The sequence below is a fragment of the Microbacterium sp. NPDC064584 genome, from assembly GCF_040687315.1.
Lineage (GTDB): Bacteria > Actinomycetota > Actinomycetes > Actinomycetales > Microbacteriaceae > Microbacterium > Microbacterium lacus.
Map to the genome: position 1 here is coordinate 257,390 of NZ_JBFBMZ010000001.1, position 18,669 is coordinate 276,058.

The 18,669-nt window shown below is 69.6% G+C and carries 18 protein-coding genes and 1 riboswitch; of the genes, 10 read left to right on the top strand and 8 right to left on the bottom strand.

Annotated elements, in window-relative coordinates; genetic code table 11:
- Positions 1-9: 9 nt before the first annotated feature.
- Positions 10-1,038 carry an amidohydrolase family protein gene (locus tag AB0P18_RS01180; RefSeq protein ID WP_363358555.1) on the bottom strand — a complete coding sequence of 343 codons (1,029 nt, stop codon included), beginning with the start codon at positions 1,036-1,038 and terminating at the stop codon, positions 10-12.
- A 110-nt stretch (positions 1,039-1,148) separates the two neighbouring features.
- On the opposite strand from AB0P18_RS01180, the gene AB0P18_RS01185 reads away from it, so the two are divergent.
- Positions 1,149-2,057: a LysR family transcriptional regulator gene (locus AB0P18_RS01185; protein ID WP_344050386.1), complete on the top strand. Its 909-nt coding sequence runs from the start codon at positions 1,149-1,151 to the stop codon at positions 2,055-2,057.
- On the opposite strand, the gene AB0P18_RS01190 is transcribed toward AB0P18_RS01185, so the two are convergent.
- Entirely contained in the window at positions 2,054-2,686 is a 633-nt protein-coding gene (locus tag AB0P18_RS01190) for a hypothetical protein (protein ID WP_363358556.1), read from the bottom strand. The genes AB0P18_RS01185 and AB0P18_RS01190 overlap by 4 nt on opposite strands.
- A 61-nt stretch (positions 2,687-2,747) precedes the next feature.
- Between AB0P18_RS01190 and AB0P18_RS01195 the strand changes: the two genes are divergently transcribed.
- From AB0P18_RS01195 to AB0P18_RS01215, 5 genes are all read left to right on the top strand, one after another.
- Complete coding sequence (locus AB0P18_RS01195; RefSeq protein ID WP_363358557.1) at positions 2,748-3,500, top strand: IclR family transcriptional regulator; 753 nt, start codon at positions 2,748-2,750, stop codon at positions 3,498-3,500.
- Positions 3,501-3,695: 195 nt separating this feature from the next.
- On the top strand, positions 3,696-4,880 hold the full coding sequence (locus AB0P18_RS01200; RefSeq protein WP_363358558.1) for a 4-hydroxybenzoate 3-monooxygenase: 1,185 nt from the start codon (positions 3,696-3,698) through the stop codon (positions 4,878-4,880).
- 228 nt (positions 4,881-5,108) lie between these two features.
- Complete coding sequence (gene gnd / locus AB0P18_RS01205) at positions 5,109-6,170, top strand: phosphogluconate dehydrogenase (NAD(+)-dependent, decarboxylating) (protein WP_344050396.1); 1,062 nt, start codon at positions 5,109-5,111, stop codon at positions 6,168-6,170.
- Complete coding sequence (locus tag AB0P18_RS01210; protein ID WP_344050399.1) at positions 6,167-7,534, top strand: glucose-6-phosphate dehydrogenase; 1,368 nt, start codon at positions 6,167-6,169, stop codon at positions 7,532-7,534. The genes gnd and AB0P18_RS01210 overlap by 4 nt, the downstream gene beginning before the upstream one ends.
- Before the next feature lie 40 nt (positions 7,535-7,574).
- Complete coding sequence (locus AB0P18_RS01215; RefSeq protein WP_363358559.1) at positions 7,575-8,348, top strand: alpha/beta hydrolase; 774 nt, start codon at positions 7,575-7,577, stop codon at positions 8,346-8,348.
- A gap of 18 nt (positions 8,349-8,366) precedes the next feature.
- Here the strand turns inward: AB0P18_RS01215 and AB0P18_RS01220 are convergent, their stop codons facing one another.
- From AB0P18_RS01220 to AB0P18_RS01235, 4 genes are all read right to left on the bottom strand, one after another.
- A complete protein-coding gene (locus tag AB0P18_RS01220; protein ID WP_363358560.1) occupies positions 8,367-9,260 on the bottom strand; it encodes an aldo/keto reductase in 894 nt (297 codons plus the stop codon).
- 84 nt (positions 9,261-9,344) lie between these two features.
- A complete protein-coding gene (locus AB0P18_RS01225) occupies positions 9,345-9,836 on the bottom strand; it encodes an FBP domain-containing protein (protein ID WP_344050405.1) in 492 nt (163 codons plus the stop codon).
- A gap of 215 nt (positions 9,837-10,051) precedes the next feature.
- Positions 10,052-10,372, bottom strand: a complete 321-nt coding sequence (locus AB0P18_RS01230) for a multidrug efflux SMR transporter (RefSeq protein WP_344050407.1) — start codon at positions 10,370-10,372, stop codon at positions 10,052-10,054.
- Positions 10,373-10,384: 12 nt separating this feature from the next.
- A riboswitch (guanidine-III (ykkC-III) riboswitch) is annotated at positions 10,385-10,451 on the bottom strand.
- 57 nt (positions 10,452-10,508) lie between these two features.
- Positions 10,509-11,294 carry a hypothetical protein gene (locus AB0P18_RS01235; RefSeq protein WP_363358561.1) on the bottom strand — a complete coding sequence of 262 codons (786 nt, stop codon included), beginning with the start codon at positions 11,292-11,294 and terminating at the stop codon, positions 10,509-10,511.
- 144 nt (positions 11,295-11,438) lie between these two features.
- On the opposite strand from AB0P18_RS01235, the gene AB0P18_RS01240 reads away from it, so the two are divergent.
- Positions 11,439-12,809: a DUF222 domain-containing protein gene (locus AB0P18_RS01240; protein WP_363358562.1), complete on the top strand. Its 1,371-nt coding sequence runs from the start codon at positions 11,439-11,441 to the stop codon at positions 12,807-12,809.
- A gap of 30 nt (positions 12,810-12,839) precedes the next feature.
- Complete coding sequence (gene purU, locus AB0P18_RS01245) at positions 12,840-13,724, top strand: formyltetrahydrofolate deformylase (RefSeq protein WP_344050413.1); 885 nt, start codon at positions 12,840-12,842, stop codon at positions 13,722-13,724.
- A 12-nt stretch (positions 13,725-13,736) separates the two neighbouring features.
- On the opposite strand, the gene AB0P18_RS01250 is transcribed toward purU, so the two are convergent.
- Entirely contained in the window at positions 13,737-14,651 is a 915-nt protein-coding gene (locus AB0P18_RS01250; protein ID WP_344055764.1) for a serine hydrolase, read from the bottom strand.
- A gap of 142 nt (positions 14,652-14,793) precedes the next feature.
- Positions 14,794-16,755, bottom strand: a complete 1,962-nt coding sequence (locus tag AB0P18_RS01255; RefSeq protein WP_363358564.1) for a M13-type metalloendopeptidase — start codon at positions 16,753-16,755, stop codon at positions 14,794-14,796.
- A gap of 83 nt (positions 16,756-16,838) precedes the next feature.
- Here AB0P18_RS01255 and AB0P18_RS01260 point away from each other — a divergent pair, with 83 nt between their 5' ends.
- Positions 16,839-18,164, top strand: coding sequence for an MATE family efflux transporter (locus AB0P18_RS01260; protein ID WP_363358565.1), 1,326 nt, complete (start codon positions 16,839-16,841; stop codon positions 18,162-18,164).
- Positions 18,165-18,221: 57 nt separating this feature from the next.
- The gene (locus AB0P18_RS01265; RefSeq protein ID WP_363358566.1) at positions 18,222-18,668 is read left to right on the top strand and encodes a pyridoxamine 5'-phosphate oxidase family protein; all 447 of its coding nucleotides are present in this window, start codon (positions 18,222-18,224) and stop codon (positions 18,666-18,668) included.
- Position 18,669 lies beyond the last annotated feature (1 nt).

Below are 18,669 nucleotides of genomic sequence, written 5' to 3' on the forward strand. Positions count from 1 at the left end.
TCCTGGTGTTCAGAGTCCGCGGGCGGCGAGGGCGCGGTCGACGCGGGGGTAGATGCGGCGCGCATTGCCCTCGAAGACCTGCCGGCGCTGCCCGTCGTCGAGATTCGCGGTCGCGTCCACGTAGCGCTTGGTGTCGTCGAAGTAGTGGCCGGTGCGGGGATCGATGTCGCGCACGGCGCCGATCATCTCGCTCGCGAACAGGATGTTCGAGGTCGGGATGACCTGCGTGAGCAGGTCGATGCCGGGCTGGTGGTACACGCACGTGTCGAAGTAGACGTTGCCGAGCAGGTGCTCCTCGAGCTCCGGTTTGCCGAGGGCCATCGCGAGCCCGCGGAAGCGCCCCCAGTGGTACGGCACCGCGCCGCCGCCGTGCGGGATGACGAATTTCAGATCGGGGAAGTCGCGGAAGAGGTCGCCCTTGAGCAGCTGCATGAACGCGGTCGTGTCCGCGCCGAGGTAGTGATCGCCGGTGGTGTGGAACTGAGGCTTGCACGACGTGCTGACATGGATCATCGCGGGCAGCTCGTACTCGACGAGCTTCTCGTAGAGCGGGTACCAGCTGCGGTCGGTCAGCAGCGGCGCGGTCCAAAGCCCTCCCGAGGGATCGGGGTTGATGTTGACGGTGACGACGCCGAGCTCGTCCACCGCACGGTCGAGCTCGGCGAGCGTGGTCCTCTGGTCGACACCCGGCGACTGCGGCAGCATCGCGCCGGGCAGGAAGCGGTCGGGGAACAGCTGCGAGACGCGCGCGACGAGGTCGTTGCAGATGCGCGCCCACGTCGCGCTGACGGCGAAGTCGCCGATGTGGTGCGCCATGAAGGACGCCCGCGGACTGAAGACCGTGATGTCACAGCCGCGCTCGTCCATCAGGCGGAGCTGGTTGGACTCGATCGTCTCGCGGATGTCCTCGTCGCTGATATGCAGATCGGAGGGCGACGGCTCGTCGCCGGCACCCTCGGCGAACGCGACCTGCAGGTCGCGCCACGCGCCGAGCTGCGCGGGCGCGGTCGTGTAATGGCCGTGGATGTCGATGATCATCGCGAGTCCTTCGTCATGCGTCGCTGCGTGCGCTCCTTCCGAGGTTAGGTCGGTCGTCGGACTTCAGTCCAATAGATTCCATCGCGGTTGCCTATAGATACGATCGATGGGTGGCCCTCACCGACCTGAACCAGCTGCGCACATTCGTCGTCCTGTACGAACTGCGCTCCGTCTCGGCGGCGGCGGCCCGCCTGCACGTCACCCAGCCGACGGTGAGCTACACGCTCGGGCGCCTGCGCGACCGCTTCGGTGATGAGCTGTTCCGCCGCGAGGGCAACGTCATGGTGCCGACCGCCCACGCCACGCGCCTCTTCGGCCCGCTGCACGAGGCGCTCGCGCAGATCGACGCGACCGTGAGCGACCCGGAGGAGTTCGACCCGGGCACCTTCGCCGGCGAGATCGCGCTCGCCCTCACCTCGATCGGCGAGCAGACGTTCCTGCCGCCGCTCATGGCGGCACTCGCGCGCACCGCCCCCGGCGTGCATCTGCAGGTACAGCGCCTGGACGCCGACTTCGTGGAGGACGGACTCATCCGCGGCACGATCGACCTCGCGATCACCGTCTCGCTGCTGGCGACCCCACGTCTGTGGCGCACGCCGGTGCGGAACGTCGAATACGTGGCCCTCTCCGCGGCCGCACACCCGCTGCCGCCGGTCGGCCCGGAGATGTTCGCGGGCCGCAGGTTCGTCCGCGTTTCCGCCCGCGGTGGACACGTCTTCCCCCTGCAGGCCCTGATCGAGCACGGCTTGATGCCCCAGGTCGCCCTCTCGGTGGAGGAGTATGCGAGCGTCCCGGCGGTGCTGCAGGCGACGGACCTGGTCGTGCTGCTCCCCCGGCACGTCGCGGAGGTGTTCTGCGGGTGGTTCCCGGACCTCCGGATCGCCGAGCTCCCCTGGCCGGGCAGCAGCACGCCGGTCTCGGTCTACACGCGCAGCGAGGCGAGCCTCACATCACCGCAGCGCTGGTTCCGCTCGATCGCCGTCGACGCCGTCGCGGCGGACGAGTACCGCGCGGGCTAGCGTCCCGGGCGATTCCAGCTGGCCTTGGCGGGAAAGCGAGGCGTGCGCACCGGGATCGACCACGACGAGTGCGGATGGATCGAGAGGATCGCCCGCTCCCACCACGCCCGCGCCTGCTCATCCAGGAGCGGGAGCACGGCATCCTTATCGGCGTCATCCTGCGGTCGGGGTCGCAGCGCCTTCCAGACGAGCTGCACTTCGGGGGCGCCGGTCGGGATGCCGTCGACCTCGCGCACCGCGCGGTCCCAGGGCAGCTGCAGGCGGGGGTCGCGGCGGTAGAGCCACGCGGCATCCGTCCCGTCCTCGACATTCAGCCGCAGGACCCACGTCCCCCGACGGTCGTCGCGGACCTGGATGATCTGCACGTCGGCGTCGGCGGGCACCTCGCCGAGCGCGACGAGCGTGTCGTCCTGGACCGCCCACGCGCTCCACTCCGGCGGCAGTGCGGCGATCAAGGGTGGAACGTCCGTCGGGATCGTGCTGACGTCGATGTTCGGTCGCTCGCGGATCGCCCGTCCGGCGAACAGGTCGAGCGCGACGCCGCCGGAGATCCACCAGCGCGCGGCGGTCCCGTCGAAGAGCTCCGCGACGGCGCGCGGCTCGAGGGGAGACCAGGGTTCATCGGCCATCCCCTGAGGGTACTGCGGTCCGGCGTTTCCCACTCAATGGGAGTCGTGGGATGCTGGCGGCATGGCGAACTCCCCGTCGGGCGACTCGGTCACCGACCGGCTCGTGCGGGTGCTCGAGACCTTCACCCCCACCCGGACGGTACAGACCGCGGCCGAGATCGGCCGGCGCGCGGGGCTCCCGGGATCCAGCGCGCACCGCATCGTCGGCGAGCTCGTCGACGCCGGACTGCTCGAGCGCGACGACGACCGTCGCATCCGCATCGGCGTGCGGCTGTGGGAGCTCGCGACCCGCTCGTCGCAGGCGCTGCGCCTGCGGCAGGTCGCGATGCCCGCGATGGAGCGCGTCCAGGCGCGTGTCCGCGAGCACACGCAGCTCGCGATCCTCGAGCAGGACGAGGCGCTCTTCCTCGAGCGGCTGAGCGCCCCCGACTCCGGCGCGAACATCACGCGGATCGCAGGACGCCTCCCCCTGCACGCATCGTCGTCAGGTCTCGTGCTGCTCGCGTTCGGCGAGCGCGAGCTCCAGGAGCGCGTCCTCGCCGAGCCGCTCATCGCCCTCACCCGCGAGACGATCACCGATCCCGCGGTGCTCCGCCGCAAGCTCGCCGAAGTCCGCACGCTCGGCCACGCCGTCGCCCGCGGGTTCATCGAGACGGTCTCGACCGGTGTCGCCGTGCCGGTGCGCGACGAGGCCGGCCGCGTCACGGCCGCCCTCTCGGTCGTGCTGCCCCGCGACGCACCGACCGAGCCCGCACTGCGCGAGCTGCACACCGGCAAGCGCGAGATCGAGCAGGCGCTGGGTTTCCGGGGTTGAGCCCCCGTTGCGCCGAGTGCACGACTTCGCGCCGAGTGCACGGGTTCTTTGCGCGATGAAGCCGTGCACTCGGCGGCATCCCGTGCACTCGCGATCCGAGGGAGAAGAGGGTTCCCGTTGAATGGGAGATGAGAGGCGAGGACGCGGGGGCGGGGCAGACACTGGGCGGACAGCATCCCCGTCGAAGGAGACGTCATGACCGCCACCGTCCGCACCCGCGTCGCGATCGTCGGCGCCGGACCCGCCGGCCTCCTGCTGTCGCACCTGCTCGCAGATGCCGGCATCGAGTCGGTCGTCGTCGATCAGCGCACGCGCGAGCAGATCGAGTCGACCATCCGCGCCGGCATTCTCGAGCAGGGCACGGTCGAGGTCCTCGACTCGCTCGGCGAGCACAGTCGCGCCCGCACGGTCGGGCACCGCCACGACGGCATCGAGCTGCGCTTCGCCGGCGAGGGGCACCGCATCGACTTCCCCTCGCTCGTCGGACGCAGCGTGTGGCTCTACCCGCAGCACGAAGTGCTGGAGGATCTCATCGCCGCGCGCCTCGCCGGCGGGCAGGACCTCCGCTTCGGCATCACCGTCAACGGCATCGAGGATGCCGAGACCGAGCGCCCGCGGGTGATCGCGACCGACGCCCACGGGCAGCCGCTCGTGATCGAGGCGGACTTCGTGGTGGGCGCCGACGGCTCGCGCAGTGTCGTGCGGCCGGTCGTGACCGGATCCGCGTTCGGCGGATACTTCCGCGAGTACCCGTTCGCGTGGTTCGGCATCCTCACCGAAGCACCGCCGAGCGCGGACGAGCTCATCTACAGCAACTCCCCCGACGGCTTCGCGCTGATCAGTCAGCGCAGCGCCACCGTGCAGCGCATGTACTTCCAGTGCGATCCGGATGCCGATACGGCGGCGTACTCGGAAGCGCAGCTGTGGGAAGAGCTGCAGAAGCGCGTACCGGGCACGACGCTGAAAGAGGGACCGATCTTCCAGCGCGACGTGCTGCGCTTCCGCAGCTTCGTCGCGCATGAGCTGCGGAAGGGTCGTGTCGCGATCGTCGGGGATGCCGCCCACACCGTGCCGCCGACCGGCGCGAAGGGCATGAACCTCGCCGTCGCCGACGTGATCCTGCTGAACCTCGCCCTGCAGGCGCTCCTGCTCGAAGGCGACGAGCGGCGCATCGACGACTTCGCGGATGCCGCCCGGCGCCGCATCTGGAAGGCGCAGCACTTCTCCTGGTGGATGACGAGCATGCTGCACGTGACCGCTGACGCGACGGATTTCGACCGGATGCGTCAGCTCGGCGAGCTGCGCTCGATCGTGGAGTCCGAGGCCGGCCAGACCTATCTGGCCGAGGCGTACACCGGCTGGCCGCTCGCAACCGCGTAGCTCCCGCGCTCCGACCCCCGCGCCGGTCCCTCTCCCGCCGAGATGGTCCCTCTCCCGCCGAGATGGTCCCTCTTCCGCCGATCAGGTGGCCCCGCGCTGGGGTCGGGCGTCGCGTTCAGTGTCCCAGGCGCCGTGCCGTCACCGCCACCCTCGGACCCGCATCCGATCACCGGCCGTAGACTCCGGTGATCCGCCGTGATGCGGGTGGGACGACAACGTGGAGGAAGCATGCGACTGGGAATGGTCGGCCTCGGCCGGATGGGCGGGAACCTCGTGCGCAGACTCATGCGCGACGGGCACGAAGCCGTCGTGTACGACGTCACCGAGGCGGCGGTCGCGGCATTGGAGAGCGAGGGCGCAGACGGCAGTCGCAGCCTCGCAGAGCTCGCGCAGAAGCTGCAGTCGCCGCGCGTGGTCTGGCTCATGATCCCCGCGGGCCTGACCGGCAGAGTCGTCGATGAGGTCGCCGCGCACCTCGAACCGGGCGACATCATCATCGACGGCGGCAACTCGAACTACCGCGATGACGTCCGCCGGGCGAAGAAGCTCACCGAGCGCGGCATCCACTACGTCGACGTCGGCACGAGCGGCGGCGTCTTCGGCCTCGAGCGGGGGTACTGCCTCATGGTGGGCGGGCCGGACGAGGCCGTGCGGATCATCGAGCCGATCCTGAAGACGATCGCACCGGGTCCGGGCGAGATCCCGCGGACCCCCGGCCGCGAGGGCGACTTCGCGCCGGAGGAGCAGGGGTACCTGCACTGCGGCCCGTCCGGCGCGGGCCACTACGTGAAGATGGTGCACAACGGCATCGAATACGGCATCATGGCCGCCCTGGCGGAGGGGCTCAACATCCTCGAGAACGCGGATGCCGGCATCCGCGAATCCGAGCACTCGGCCGAGGTCGCGCCGCTGGAGGAGCCGGAGTTCTACCAGTTCACGATCGACACCCCGAAAGTGACGGAGCTCTGGCGCCGCGGTTCGGTGATCTCGTCGTGGCTGCTGGATCTCACCGCGGCGGCGCTCGAGGAGAACCCCACGCTCGACTCGCTCGCCGGACGCGTGTCCGACTCGGGCGAGGGACGCTGGACGATCAAGGCGGCCGTGGACACCGGAGTTCCGGTCCCCGTGCTGAGCGCCGCGCTGTTCGAACGCTTCGCCTCCCGCGGAGAGGACCACTACGCGAATCAGCTGCTCTCGGCGATGCGCCTGCAGTTCGGCGGGCACAAGGAGCTCCCCGCGGGAGACGTGCTCGAGGCCGGCAGCCGGAAGGCGGATTCGGATTCCGCATGAGCAGGAAGCGCGAACCCCAGAGCGTCAGCCTGCTGATCCTGGGCGCGGGGGGCGACCTCACCAGGCGCCTCCTGATCCCGGGCCTGGCGAGCCTGCTGTCCGAGCACGAGTACGACGTTCAGGTCATCGGCGCTGCCCGAGAGGAGCGCACCGACGCGGAGTGGAGAGCGCTGATCCGCGACAGCTTCAGCCAGGTCACCCACCCCGAGAACGCCGACCGCTACCTCGAGTCGGCGCGCTACATCACGGGCGACGTGACGGATGCCGCTCACCTGAGGACCCTGCTCGAAGCGTGCGACCACACGCCCGTCATCTACTTCGCCCTGCCGCCCGCGGTCACCGTCACGGTCTGCGCCGCGCTGCGGAAAGTGGAGCTGCCCGAGGGCACCCGCCTCGCGCTGGAGAAGCCGTTCGGGACGGACCTGCGCTCCGCGCGGGCACTGAACCGCGTGATCGCGCAGCTCGTGCCCGAAGAGCAGGTGTTCCGCATCGATCATTTCCTCGGGATGTCTATGGTGCTCAACATCCTCGGGCTCCGCTTCGCGAATCAGTTCTTCGAGTCGGTGTGGGATGCCCGCCGCATCGAGCGCGTCGAGATCATCTACGACGAGCTGCTCGGGCTCGAGGGGCGCGGCGGCTACTACGACCACGCGGGCGCGCTGGTCGACATGCTGCAGAGCCACCTGCTCGAAGTGCTGGCCCTGGTCGCGATGGAGCAGCCGCCGCGGTTGAACGAGGTGGAGCTTCGCTCGAACGCCGCCCAGGTGCTGCGTGCCACGCACGTGTGGGACGACGACCCGGTCGCCTCGAGCCGCCGAGCGCGGTACACCGCCGGCAAGGTCGGGGACCGCCGACTGCCGTCCTACGCCGACGAGGAGGGTGTGGACCCGGCGCTGAACACCGAGACGCTCGCCCAGATCACTCTCGAGGTCGACACGGCGCGCTGGCGAGGCGTGCCGTTCGTGCTGCGGTCGGGCAAGGCGCTCGGTCAGTACGTGACGCAGGTGCGCGTGCACATGCGTCCGGTGCCGGAGATCCCCGGTTTCGGGGGCGCCCCCGAGCCGGATTCGATCATGCTCGACCTCAAATCCGGCGCGGTCGAGCTCGGGGTGACCATGAACGGCAGCGGTGACCCGTTCGGCCTCGAGCGCAGCATGCTCGTCGCAAAGAAGGAGCCCGGGCATCTTCTGCCCTACGGTCAGGTGCTGCAAGGCATCGTCGAGGGCGATCCGCTGCTGTCCGTGCGGGCGGACATGGCGGAGGAGTGCTGGCGCATCGTGGCGCCGGTCCTCCGCGCGTGGAAGAAGAACGAGGTCCCGCTCGAGGAATACGCGGCCGGGTCGCTCGGCCCCAAAGGCTGGTAGGCCCCTCGCGGATGTCGGCGGGCCGTGCTTGGTTATCGGCATGGACACCACCACCTCTGCCGACGGCATCACGATCGCGTTCGAGAAGATCGGGGAAGGCCCTCCCGTCGTGGTCGTCGGCGGCGCGTTCTCGGAGGCCGCCGACGGCGCCGGGATCGCCTCCGCCCTGGCGGATGCCGGCTTCCGCGCCGTTACGGTCGATCGTCGGGGCCGAGGTTCGAGCGGCGATCGGCGCGGGTCGACGCCCGACGACGAGGTCGCCGATCTGGCCGCGGTCATCGACGCGGTGGGTGGGCAGGCGATCGTGCTCGGCCACTCCTCGGGTGCCGTCCTCGCCCTCTATGCCGCCGCGCGCGGCGTGCCGATCACCTCACTGTTCCTGTCCGAGCCGCCTTTCCGGTTCGGCGTGGGCGAACCCGATCCTCGGCTGGCGGAGCGGCTGCAGGAGCTCATCGACTCCGGCCAGCCTGACGACGCCGTCGTGACGTTCCAGCTCGAGGGCGTCGAGCTGCCGCGTGGGATGGTCGACCAGATCCGGCAGAGCGACCTGTTCCCGCACCTCGTCGGGCTCGCGCAGTCGACGGTCTACGACGCGCGACTCACGGCAGCGGTCTCGACGCCGACGCCGGAGATGCTCTCCGTCGCGCTGCCGGTCACGATCCTGCGCGGTGAGCAGACGTTCCCGATGCTCATCCGCGCCGCAGACCGGCTGGCCGAGGAGATGGCCGCCGCGGACCTCGTGATCGTCCCGGAATCGGTCATGCACCGCCCCGACCCGGTCGCGACCGCACGCGTGATCGCGGAGCGCATCTGACCCGCACGGGCCGCGGGCTCAGTCCTCGAAGATCCCCACCGAGCGTGACAGGGCCGCGACCTCGTCGCCGCTGAGGTCGAGATCCGTCGCCTTGGCGGAGTCGACGATGGATGCCGCTCGCCGCGCGCCCGGAATCGGGATCACATGCGGGTCCAGCGCGAGTTCCCACGCCAGCACGACCTGCTGCGGGCTGACGCCGCGTGCTTCGCCGATCTCGCGGAAGGCCGAGAAGCGGTCGCCGACGTTGCGTCCGCCGCCGCCGGTGCCGCCGAGCGGGCTCCACGGGAGGAAGGCGATGCCGTGATCGCCGCAGTAGCGGAGCTCGTCGATGCTGCCCGGATGCTTCGGCGAGAACTCGTTCTGCACGCTCGCGAGGCCACCGTCCCCGAGCACGTGCTGGGCGATCTCGATCTCCTCGACGCTCGCGTTCGAGATGCCGACCGCGCGGACGAGCCCCTCCTCCTTGAAGCCCGCGAGCGTCGCCATGATCTCGCCGTACACGAGCCAGCGGTCGGGGCGGTGGTACTGGTACAGGTCGATGCTGTCCACGCCGAGGATCTCGAGCGAACGCTCGAGCGCGCTCCGAAGATACGCCGCCGACCCATCCCGGCCCCACTTCTCCCCCTCGCTGCGCGTGATGCCGCCCTTGGTCGCCACGAAGATGCTCGACGCATCTCCGCTCCAGGTGCGAAGGGCCTCGGCGACGATCCGCTCGTTGTGACCCATCTCGTTCCACGCCGGGGCGTAGATGTCCGCGGTGTCGATGAGCGTCACCCCCGCATCGAGGGCCGCGTGCACGGTCGCGATCGCGTCTTCGAGCGCCGGGTACTCCCCGTCGTTGTTCATCGACAGCGGCATGGCACCGAGTCCGATGGCCGAAACCTGTCGTCCGGCGAGTGTGCGGTGCTTCATGGGGTCTCCTGATCGTGGTGTGGTTCCAGATTGCCACCGGTGGTACGTCGGCGGCTGGGGGTGGACGGGGAACGAATGGGCGGGTCAGCCCTCGCCGCGCACGTCACGCACGAAGCCGTCGACGCTCTGCCGGAGCGCCTCGATCCGACGGTCGCGCGCCGCTTCGCGGTCGAACCCGAGGTACGCGCTCGGCGGCAGTCTGCGCACGTTCTGCGAGCACTCGAAGTTCTCGCAGATGAGCGTGCCCACGGTGTCCCCGCGACGTCCGGCGGCACCCGCTCGCTTGGTCGAGAAGAAGACGACGTCGTTCGGCAGCTGCACGTCGGCGCACCACGCGCACTGCGCGCGGCTGCGCGGTCGTGCGTCGGCGCGGCGGAGCAGGATGCCGACGGCTTCGTCGTCGATCTCGGCGACGACGTACGCGACGTTCGGAAGCTTCGGATCCCGCCAGCCGAGATAGTCGAGCGGGGAGAAATCCCGGGCGTCGAAATCGGCCGGCAGTGTGAGGTTCTTCAGTTCGCTGCGCGAAGCGTTGACGAAGGATGCCCGGATCTGGGCGTCGGTGAAGGATCGCATGATGACTTTCTTCGGTGGGGTCGCCGGAAAGCGACGTTCGTGACGGATGCCGGAGCGCGAGTGCACTCGACGGGAGGGTGACGGGAGGTCAGGCTCGACCGTCTGTCGACGCGGTGAGCGTCGACGACCTCCTCACGCCTGAAGGCGTCATGCGAATATCCACCCCGGGAGTCTACGCCCGCTCAGCCGGGTGGGCCCCGGATGCCGGCGCTCCCCTACTCGCCGCCGACCAGCTTCAGACCGATCACGCAGCCGACCAGGCCGAGCAGCAGCAGCATCCGCACGATCGAGAAGGGCTCGGCGCCCGTGATCATGGCGTACGCCACCGTGAGCGCCGCACCGATCCCGACCCACACCGCGTACGCGGTGCCCGTCGAGATGTCGCGCATCGCCCACGCGAGACCGCCCATGCTCGCCACCAGGGCGACACCGAACACCACGGTCGGCCAGAGCTTCGTGAAGCCCTCGGACTTGCCGAGCGCGGTCGCCCACACGGCCTCGAGGACCCCGGACAGAACAAGAATGACCCACGACATGAGACTCGCCTCCATGGCCAGTCTTGTCGCTCACCGGGTACTGATCCGTCGTCCGGGGACCTTGTTGCGGGTCCTCGACGAGTCTAGGGCGCCCGCCTGTGCAGGCGCTGGTCACGCGTCCTGATCTGCCTCCCCATCACACGAGTGCCGCGCACTGCCCGGTGGCGTTGCCTCCCACGACGTTCACGCTGCCAGGTACGAACCCGCCCGACACTCCCGGCGTCAGGCCGTTGCACGTGAGGTTGCGCGCGACGTTGTTCCGGACGATGTAGACGCCGGGCGCACCCGGGTGCGGGTCGCTGAGCGCGATGTTCGTGAGCGTCGCATTGCCCCCGATCGTGTTGAACAGGGCGCCGAGCCACTCCGTCCGCTGACCGGTGATCGTGAGGTTTCCGTCGATCGCGTTGTTCTTGATCGACCACGGGATCGTCGATCCGCCACCGGTGAGGGTGACGTTGCCGCGCACCGTGATTCCGTTGAGCATCACGGCCATCGCTCCGTTCGCCGTGACGTTCCCCCCGACGGTGATCACCGATACACCTTCCGGATCGACGGTGCACTCGTGTGCGGAGTTGCCGGTGTAAGAGGGCGGCTGACAGCCCAAGCCGAGGAACGAGCCGGCGGATGCCGTGACATTGCGGGCGACCGAGATCGTCGCCGATGCACTCTGGGCGTCCAGTGAGGCGCCGGCGGCGACGCTGACATTTCCGGTGATGTCGATCACTGCTCCGACGCCGACCGTGCACGGACCCGTCACCGAGACGTTCGCGTAGGTTCCCGATGGGATCTCACCGCCGCTGCACGTGTAGTTCGCCGGCGGCGCCGTTCGGGGCGAAGCGGCCATCGCCGGGACGGCGGACAGCGACAGCGCCACCGCGATCGCACCGGAGAGGAGCACCCGCAGGCGCGTTGACTTCTTCATCGAATCCGACCTTTCCTCTGTCTTTCCCCGCGCTCGGTCTACACCCGACCGCCCGGGTGCACCAGTACTCGCGGCGACGAAGGGGGAAAAATGGGGGGTGCGGGAGGCCCGATCGATGTCGGAGGCCCCTGCCATCATTAGTACATGCATTCGAACGGCATCATCGGTTTCAGCGATGCGGACGCCGTCGTCCTCGCCGAGATCGTGGCCGATGTCGAGAAGTCCACGGCCCTTCTCGCGGCAGCACAGGCGGCGCAGACACGGGCGCTCGCCCGGGCAGGAGACCTCGCCCGCACGCAGGCCGCCCGCTCGTCGGCGAAAGTGCGCGATCACGACATGGCCCTGCGTGCGATCGCCGCCGAAGTGGCCGGGGTCATGCGCACCTCCGACCGTTCCGTGCAGCGTCAGATCGGCGACGCCACCGAGCTCGTCCAGGACTATCCGATGACTCTCCAAGCCTGGCAGGACGGCCTGATCACCCGTGCTCATGTGCGCGCGATCGTCGACACCGGCGTCGTCCTGCCGCCCGAGTACCGTGCCGAGTTCGAGGCGACGGCCCTTCGCGAGTGCGAGATCGACACCGCCGGGCGCGTGCGGACACGGCTCGAGCTCATCGCCGAGAACATGCATCCGCGCACACTCGCCGAACGTCACGACGACGCGCGCGAGCAGCGCGCGGTGAAGATCATGACCCTCGCCGACGGCATGTCGGCGCTCACCACGATCGCCCCGACGGTGCTCGTCGATGCCATCTTCGACCGCCTCACCCAGCAGGCGCACACGATCGTCGACGCTCGATCGCGGGCGCGCGCGATGACGCCCGCCGATTCCTCGACGGATGCCGCTCCCCCGGCATCCGCGTCGCTCACCCCGCAGCAGATCGCGTCGGACACGCGCTCGATGGATCAGCTCCGCGCGGACCTGGTCGCGGACATGCTGCTGACGTCGATGCCGGGCGCCGACCCGAGCCGCGACGACGACGGCCCCGGCACGCTCGGCGCGATCCGGGCACGCGTGCAGATCGTCGTTCCGGCTCTCACGCTGCTCGGCTCCGACGATCAGGCGGCCGATCTCGTCGGACGTGCACCGATCGATCCCGAAACCGCACGCGAACTGGCCCGCCTCACCCGGAGCCCGTGGGAGCGCATCCTCACCCACCCGGCGACCGGCGTCGTGCTGCACGTGGACACGTACCAGCGCACCGCCGCGATCGACCGCCACCTTCGGGCCCGCGACCAGCACTGCAGATTCCCCGGATGCCGGCAGCCGGCGATCCGATGCGAGGTCGACCACACGGTGGATCACGCGCTCGGCGGCGAGACCCACGTGCGCAACCTCGCCCACCTGTGCCAACGCCATCATTCGATGAAGCAGTTCACCGCCTGGCGGGTCCGACAGCTCAGCGACGGCGTCCTCGAGTGGACCTCTCCGCTCGGTCGCATCTACATCGAGGATCCCCCGTCTCTCGGCGTGCACTTCCGAACGAGCGCGGACACGTCCGTCCCACCGTTCTGATCACCGACGCGCTCATGCCAGGCTTGACGCATGCCAGCGCGAAACGAGTCCCTGCGCGACCACGCCTGCCTGATCGTCCACGGCCCCGACCGGCCGGGCATCGTGGCAGCCGTCACGGCGCTCATCACCCGGAACCAGGGCAACATCGTCCAGCTCGACCAGTACTCCGATGACGCCGACGGCGGAGCCTTCTTCCAGAGGGTGGTCTTCCACCGCGCTGACCTGGCGGCATCCATGCCCGAGATCGAAGCGGACATCCAGGCGACCCTCGCCGATTTCGGCATGGAGTGGACGCTGACCGACCAGTCCGTGCCCAAGCGCATGGCGATCCTCGCCTCGACGTCCGATCACTGCCTGCTCGAGCTGCTCTGGCGGCACCGGCGCGGCGAGCTGCCCGTCACGATCCCCATGGTGATCTCGAATCACACCAACACCGCCGAGGACGTCCGCTCGTTCGGCATCCCGTTCTTCCACGTGCCCTCGCAGGGCACCGACAAGTCAGCGGCCGAAGCGAAGATCCTCGAACTCGTGAAGGACAACGTCGACTTCATCGTGCTCGCCCGCTACATGCAGATCATCTCGGAGGACTTCCTCGAGACCGTCGGCGTACCGGTGATCAACATCCACCACTCGTTCCTGCCCGCGTTCGTCGGCGCAGCTCCCTACCGCCGGGCGAAGGAGCGCGGCGTCAAGCTCATCGGAGCAACGAGCCACTACGTCACGAAGGACCTTGACGAGGGCCCGATCATCGAGCAGGACGTCGCGCGGGTGAACCACGCGATGGATGCCGCCGCTCTGCAGGCACACGGAGCATATGTGGAGCGCGCCGTCCTCTCCCGCGCCGTCCAGTGGCATGCCGAGGACCGTGTGATCCGCCACGGCAACCAGACGATCGTCTTCAGCGACCGCCCCTGACCGGCACGCAGGTCAGAACACGTACTCCATGAGGTCCGTGCCGAGGGTGCGGAACGCCTCGTGTGCGCGGAGCCGGTGCGCGATCGACAGGTCGTCGAAGCACACGATGAGTGCGTAGGCGACCCCCGCGCGCGGACCGCCGAGAACGCCCGCCTCGACCCGGATTCCGGCATCCCGGCCCGTCTTGTTCACGAAGAGCAGCCCGTGCTCGTCGTTCTCGTGATCGAAGGCGTCGAGGCCCGTCGCCGAGCCCACGAGCGAGAGATCCTGGTTCAGGCTCAGCCACTCCGCCACCTGCGCGCTGACTCCGGCCGACACGGCGCTCGAATTCACCAGCGCCGCGAACAGCTCCGCGAGTTCGCGTGCCGAGCCCAGCGCGACGTGGGGGGCGTCATCGGGGCCGCGTTCGTCGCGGAAGAGATCCAACAGGGCCGTGTGCGCGAAGCCCAGCTGCTCGATGCGCGCGCGGACCGCTGGCAGGCCGACCCGCCCGATCAGGGCGTTCGCCGCCAGCGCATCGCCTGCGGATGCCGCGAGTACCGCGAGATCCGACAGCGGCAGCGCCGGCGCCTTCAGATACTGCCACACGCCCGCTCCGGCAACCGGCCCGATGCTCGACTTCTCGATGATCTCGAGCGGGTCGAGAGAACCCGACTCGAAGCCCGATGCGACCTCGATCAGCAGCGGCACCACGCCGAGACCGGCGACCGGGAGCGTGACGAAGTCGTCCCCGGCGAGGACGGAGGTCCCTCGATCGAGGTCCGTGATGCGCACGGAGATCCGCGCGCCGCTCGCGGCGAGCTCATCCAGCGCCTTCAGCGTCGCGGTGAACGAGCGACGGCCGACCGCCGCGCGACGCGGAAGCCGGCGACCACCGCGCCGCGAGCTGCGGAGGGACTCCGCGTCACGACGAGGTTCAGGGGCGATGCCCACGTGGTTCCTTCCCGTGTCCAGGGGGTCTGCGGTTTTCGACGGGCACACCGAACACCGCTTGCGAAAACGCGTGTTCTCCTGCGGTCCGGCCGCTGCGCACTCGGGTGGCGTGCGCGGCGATTCTAGCGGGGACGCCTCACCAAATGGTGACGCGTTTGTCGGCGTCGAGCCAGAGCTCATCCGACTCCGTCACATCGAACGCGTCGTAGAACGCGTCGATGTTGCGGACGATCTGGTTGCAGCGGAATTCGTTCGGCGAATGCGGGTCGATCGTGAGCAGGCGGATAGTCTCGGCATCCCGCCCCTTCTGCTGCCAGATCTGCGCCCACGACAACAGGAGCCGCTGGATGCCGGTGAATCCGTCGATCACCGGTGCCTCCGCGCCGTCGAGCGACAGTTCGTACGCCTTGATCGCGATGCCGAGTCCGCCGAGGTCGCCGATGTTCTCGCCGATCGTGAGCGCGCCGTTGACGTGGTTCTCCTCCGCGAGGCCGCGGGGAACGAGGGCGTTGTACTGCTCGATGAGCACGCTCGTGCGCTCTTCGAACGCCGCACGGTCGGCATCCGTCCACCAGTCGCGGAGCGACCCGTCGCCGTCGAAGCGGCTGCCCTGGTCGTCGAAGCCGTGGCCGATCTCGTGCCCGATCACCGCACCGATGCCGCCGTAATTCGCTGCGGCGTCGCGGTCGGACTCGAAGAACGGATGCTGCAGGATCGCCGCGGGGAAGACGATCTCGTTCATGAGCGGGTTGTAGTACGCGTTGACCGTCTGCGGCGTCATGTACCACTCGTCGCGGTCGACGGGTCCGCCGATGCGGCCGATCTGACGGTCGTGCTCGTGGACGTGCGCGCGGCGGACGTTGCCGATGAGGGCGGCGGCGTCGATCTCGAGCGCCGAGTAGTCGCGCCACTTGACGGGGTACCCGATCTTCGGGGTGAAGGCGTCGAGCTTCGCGAGCGCCCGCTCTCGCGTCTCAGGGCTCATCCACTCGAGATTCGTGATGCTCTGCCGGTACGCCTCGATGAGGTTCGCGACGAGTTCGTCCATCGCCTCCTTCGCCGCCGGCGGGAAGTGACGCTCCACGTAGACGCGGCCGATCGCCTCGCCCATCGCGGCCTCGGCGAGGCCCACACCGCGCTTCCAGCGCTCGCGATTGACCGGCACTCCGGTCAGCTGCGTGCCGTAGAACGCGAAGTTCTCGTCGACGAACTCCTCGGGCAGGAATGCCGCGGCACCGTGCACGATCCGCCAGCGCACCCACGCCTTCCAGTCCTCCAGGCGCTCTTCGCTCAGCAGCGAACCGAGTCCCTCGATGAAGCTCGGCTGGTAGACGTTCGCCTCGGCGAACGCCTCCTCGCGTCCGGGTGCGGTGCCCTCGAGCCACGGGTGCAGGTCCACCCCGGCGAGCGCGGTGACCTCGTCCCACGACTTCAGGTTGTAGGTCGCGACCGCATCGCGGCTGCGTACGTTGTCCCAGTGGTGCGAGGCGATCTCGGTCTCGAGCGCGAAGATGCGGTCGGCGGATGCCGCGGCGTCGGCGATGCCGGCCAGCTCCAGCATCTTCTCGATGTGTGCGCGATACGCCGTGCGCACGGCGTCGAAGTTCTCGAGCCGGTAGTAGCTCTCATCGGGCAGCGACAGTCCGCCCTGCACGAGGAACGGCACATAGCGGTCGGGGCTGCCCGGATCGGGCTCGACGTACAGGCCGATGAGGCCTCCGATCCCGTCGCGCTCGAGTTCGCCGAGCGTGCGCAGCAGGGCGGGGATCGTGTCGATCGCGTCGGCCTGGGCGAGCTGGTCGTGCAACGGCGCGACGCCGAGCGCGGCGATGCGCTCGGTGTCCATGAAGCTCGAGTACAGATCGCCGATCTTGCGTGACTCGGAGCCGGGCTCGGCATCCCGTGTCTCTTCGACGATCGCCCGCACGTCCTTCTCGGCCTGCTCGGCGATCAGGTGGAACGAGCCCCAGCGGGCCTTGTCCTCGGGGATCTCGGTCCGCTCCAGCCACGCACCGTTCACGTGGCGGAAGAGGTCGTCCTGGGGGCGGATCTCAGCACTGAGCTCGTCGAGCGCGAGACCGGAGCGGGAAGCGGTCATCCGTACAGGATATGCGCGCATCCATCGAGCGCGAGCGCCTCTGAGGAACTCCTCATGTGGGCGCGGACTCATAGGGTCGAAGGGTGCCGACCTCCTCCCGAACGCTGAACCGCGACATCCTGCGGCTCGCCGTGCCGGCGCTCGGTTCGCTGATCGCGGAGCCGATGTTCCTCATCGTCGACTCCGCCCTCGTCGGACATCTCGGGGTCGCTCCGCTCGCGGGCCTGGGCATCGCCTCCGCGGTCCTGCAGACGATCGTCGGGCTCATGGTGTTCCTGGCCTACGCGACGACCCCGGCCGTCGCGCGGCGCTTCGGTGCGGGAGACCCGAGCAAGGCGGTCTCGGTCGGGATCGACGGCATGTGGCTCGCCCTCGGGATGGGTGCGATCCTCGCCCTCGGCGGCTACCTCGCGACGCCCTTCCTGGTCGGACTCTTCGGCGCGACGCCGGAGGTGGCGCGGGATGCCGAGACGTATCTCGGCATCTCGATGTGGGGCCTGCCGGCCATGTTGATCGTCTTCGCCGCGACCGGGCTCCTGCGCGGGATGCAGGACACCGTGACGCCGCTGTGGATCGCGGGGTTGGGGTTCGGCGCGAACGCGCTCCTGAACTGGCTGTTCATCTACGGGTTCGGCTGGGGCATCGCCGGGTCCGCGTTCGGCACGGTCGTGGCGCAGTGGGGCATGGTCGGTGCCTACGTCGTCGTGATCGGTCGACTCGCGCGCACGCACTCCGCCTCGATCCGCCCGCAGCGCGACGGCGTGCGCGGCTCGGCCCGGTCGGGTGGGTGGCTGTTCCTGCGCACCGTGTCGCTGCGCGCGGCGCTCCTCGCGACCGTCGGCGTCGCGACCGCGCTCGGCACGGAGGAGCTCGCCGGCTGGCAGGTCGCCTTCACGATCTTCTCCACGGCGGCGTTCGCGCTGGACGCCCTCGCGATCGCGGCGCAGGCGCTCATCGGCAAGGGCCTCGGGGCGGGAGCGCTCGACGAGGTCCACCGCACGCTCCGGCGCACCGTGGCGTGGGGCGTGTGGTTCGGGGTGATCGTCGGCGGCGTGATCGCCGCACTGTCCGGCGTGATCGGACTGCTCTTCACCGGGGATCCCGCCCTCGCGGCCCTGATCCAGCCGGCGCTGCTGATCCTCGCGGTCGCCCAGCCCGTGTGCGGCGTCGTGTTCGTGCTCGACGGCGTCCTCATCGGCGCCGGTGATGCGAAGTACCTCGCGATCGCCGGCGTCCTGAACCTCGTCCCCTTCGTCCCGGCGCTCATCGTGCTCGCGGCGATCGGCGTCGGCGCCGCGGCCGGACTCGCGTGGCTGTCGGTCGCCTTCTTCGGCGTCTACATGCTCGCCCGCCTCGCGACCCTCGGCTGGCGCGTGCGAGGAGCGGCCTGGATGACCGCCGGAGCGTAGTCCGCGGCGGGACCTTCGGCCTGCGTGCCCGACGGCGCGGGCAGGTTGACTGACCGCATGAACGAGGGAGCACCCGCCGTCTGGAACCTGGACGAGGACGCCTGCTGGAATCTGCTCGCCCGCGGCGAGGTCGGCCGACTCGCGGTCGCCGTCGGAGGCAGACCGGACATCTTCCCGGTGAACTACGTCGTGGACGGGCCGCGGCTGCTGTTCCGCACCGCGCCGGGATCGAAGCTCACCGACCTCGCCGAGAACGCCGAGGTCGCGTTCGAAGTCGACCGATGGGACGAGCACCAGGCGGCGAGTGTCGTGGTGAAGGGCACCGCGACGCGCCTCGCCCGCCAGGCCGACATCGACGCGGCGGACGCCCTGCCGCTTCGACCGTGGATCCCGACGCTCAAGTACCGCTGGGTGCGGATCACCCCGTTCTCCATCACCGGACGCCTGTTCACCCGGACGCCGGAACCCGCGCGCTACGCCGCGTCGACGGGCGCCGCGGACTGAC

Excerpts from the sequence above, each read along its gene's own strand:
- AB0P18_RS01180 (WP_363358555.1), bottom strand. The coding sequence starts at position 1,038 with ATGATCATCGACATCCACGGCCATTACACGACCGCGCCCGCGCAGCTC.
- AB0P18_RS01190 (WP_363358556.1), bottom strand. The coding sequence starts at position 2,686 with ATGGCCGATGAACCCTGGTCTCCCCTCGAGCCGCGCGCCGTCGCGGAG.
- AB0P18_RS01195 (WP_363358557.1), top strand. The coding sequence starts at position 2,748 with ATGGCGAACTCCCCGTCGGGCGACTCGGTCACCGACCGGCTCGTGCGG.
- AB0P18_RS01200 (WP_363358558.1), top strand. The coding sequence starts at position 3,696 with ATGACCGCCACCGTCCGCACCCGCGTCGCGATCGTCGGCGCCGGACCC.
- gnd (WP_344050396.1), top strand. The coding sequence starts at position 5,109 with ATGCGACTGGGAATGGTCGGCCTCGGCCGGATGGGCGGGAACCTCGTG.
- AB0P18_RS01210 (WP_344050399.1), top strand. The coding sequence starts at position 6,167 with ATGAGCAGGAAGCGCGAACCCCAGAGCGTCAGCCTGCTGATCCTGGGC.
- AB0P18_RS01215 (WP_363358559.1), top strand. The coding sequence starts at position 7,575 with ATGGACACCACCACCTCTGCCGACGGCATCACGATCGCGTTCGAGAAG.
- AB0P18_RS01220 (WP_363358560.1), bottom strand. The coding sequence starts at position 9,260 with ATGAAGCACCGCACACTCGCCGGACGACAGGTTTCGGCCATCGGACTC.
- AB0P18_RS01225 (WP_344050405.1), bottom strand. The coding sequence starts at position 9,836 with ATGCGATCCTTCACCGACGCCCAGATCCGGGCATCCTTCGTCAACGCT.
- AB0P18_RS01230 (WP_344050407.1), bottom strand. The coding sequence starts at position 10,372 with ATGTCGTGGGTCATTCTTGTTCTGTCCGGGGTCCTCGAGGCCGTGTGG.
- AB0P18_RS01235 (WP_363358561.1), bottom strand. The coding sequence starts at position 11,294 with ATGAAGAAGTCAACGCGCCTGCGGGTGCTCCTCTCCGGTGCGATCGCG.
- AB0P18_RS01240 (WP_363358562.1), top strand. The coding sequence starts at position 11,439 with ATGCATTCGAACGGCATCATCGGTTTCAGCGATGCGGACGCCGTCGTC.
- purU (WP_344050413.1), top strand. The coding sequence starts at position 12,840 with ATGCCAGCGCGAAACGAGTCCCTGCGCGACCACGCCTGCCTGATCGTC.
- AB0P18_RS01255 (WP_363358564.1), bottom strand. The coding sequence starts at position 16,755 with ATGACCGCTTCCCGCTCCGGTCTCGCGCTCGACGAGCTCAGTGCTGAG.
- AB0P18_RS01265 (WP_363358566.1), top strand. The coding sequence starts at position 18,222 with ATGAACGAGGGAGCACCCGCCGTCTGGAACCTGGACGAGGACGCCTGC.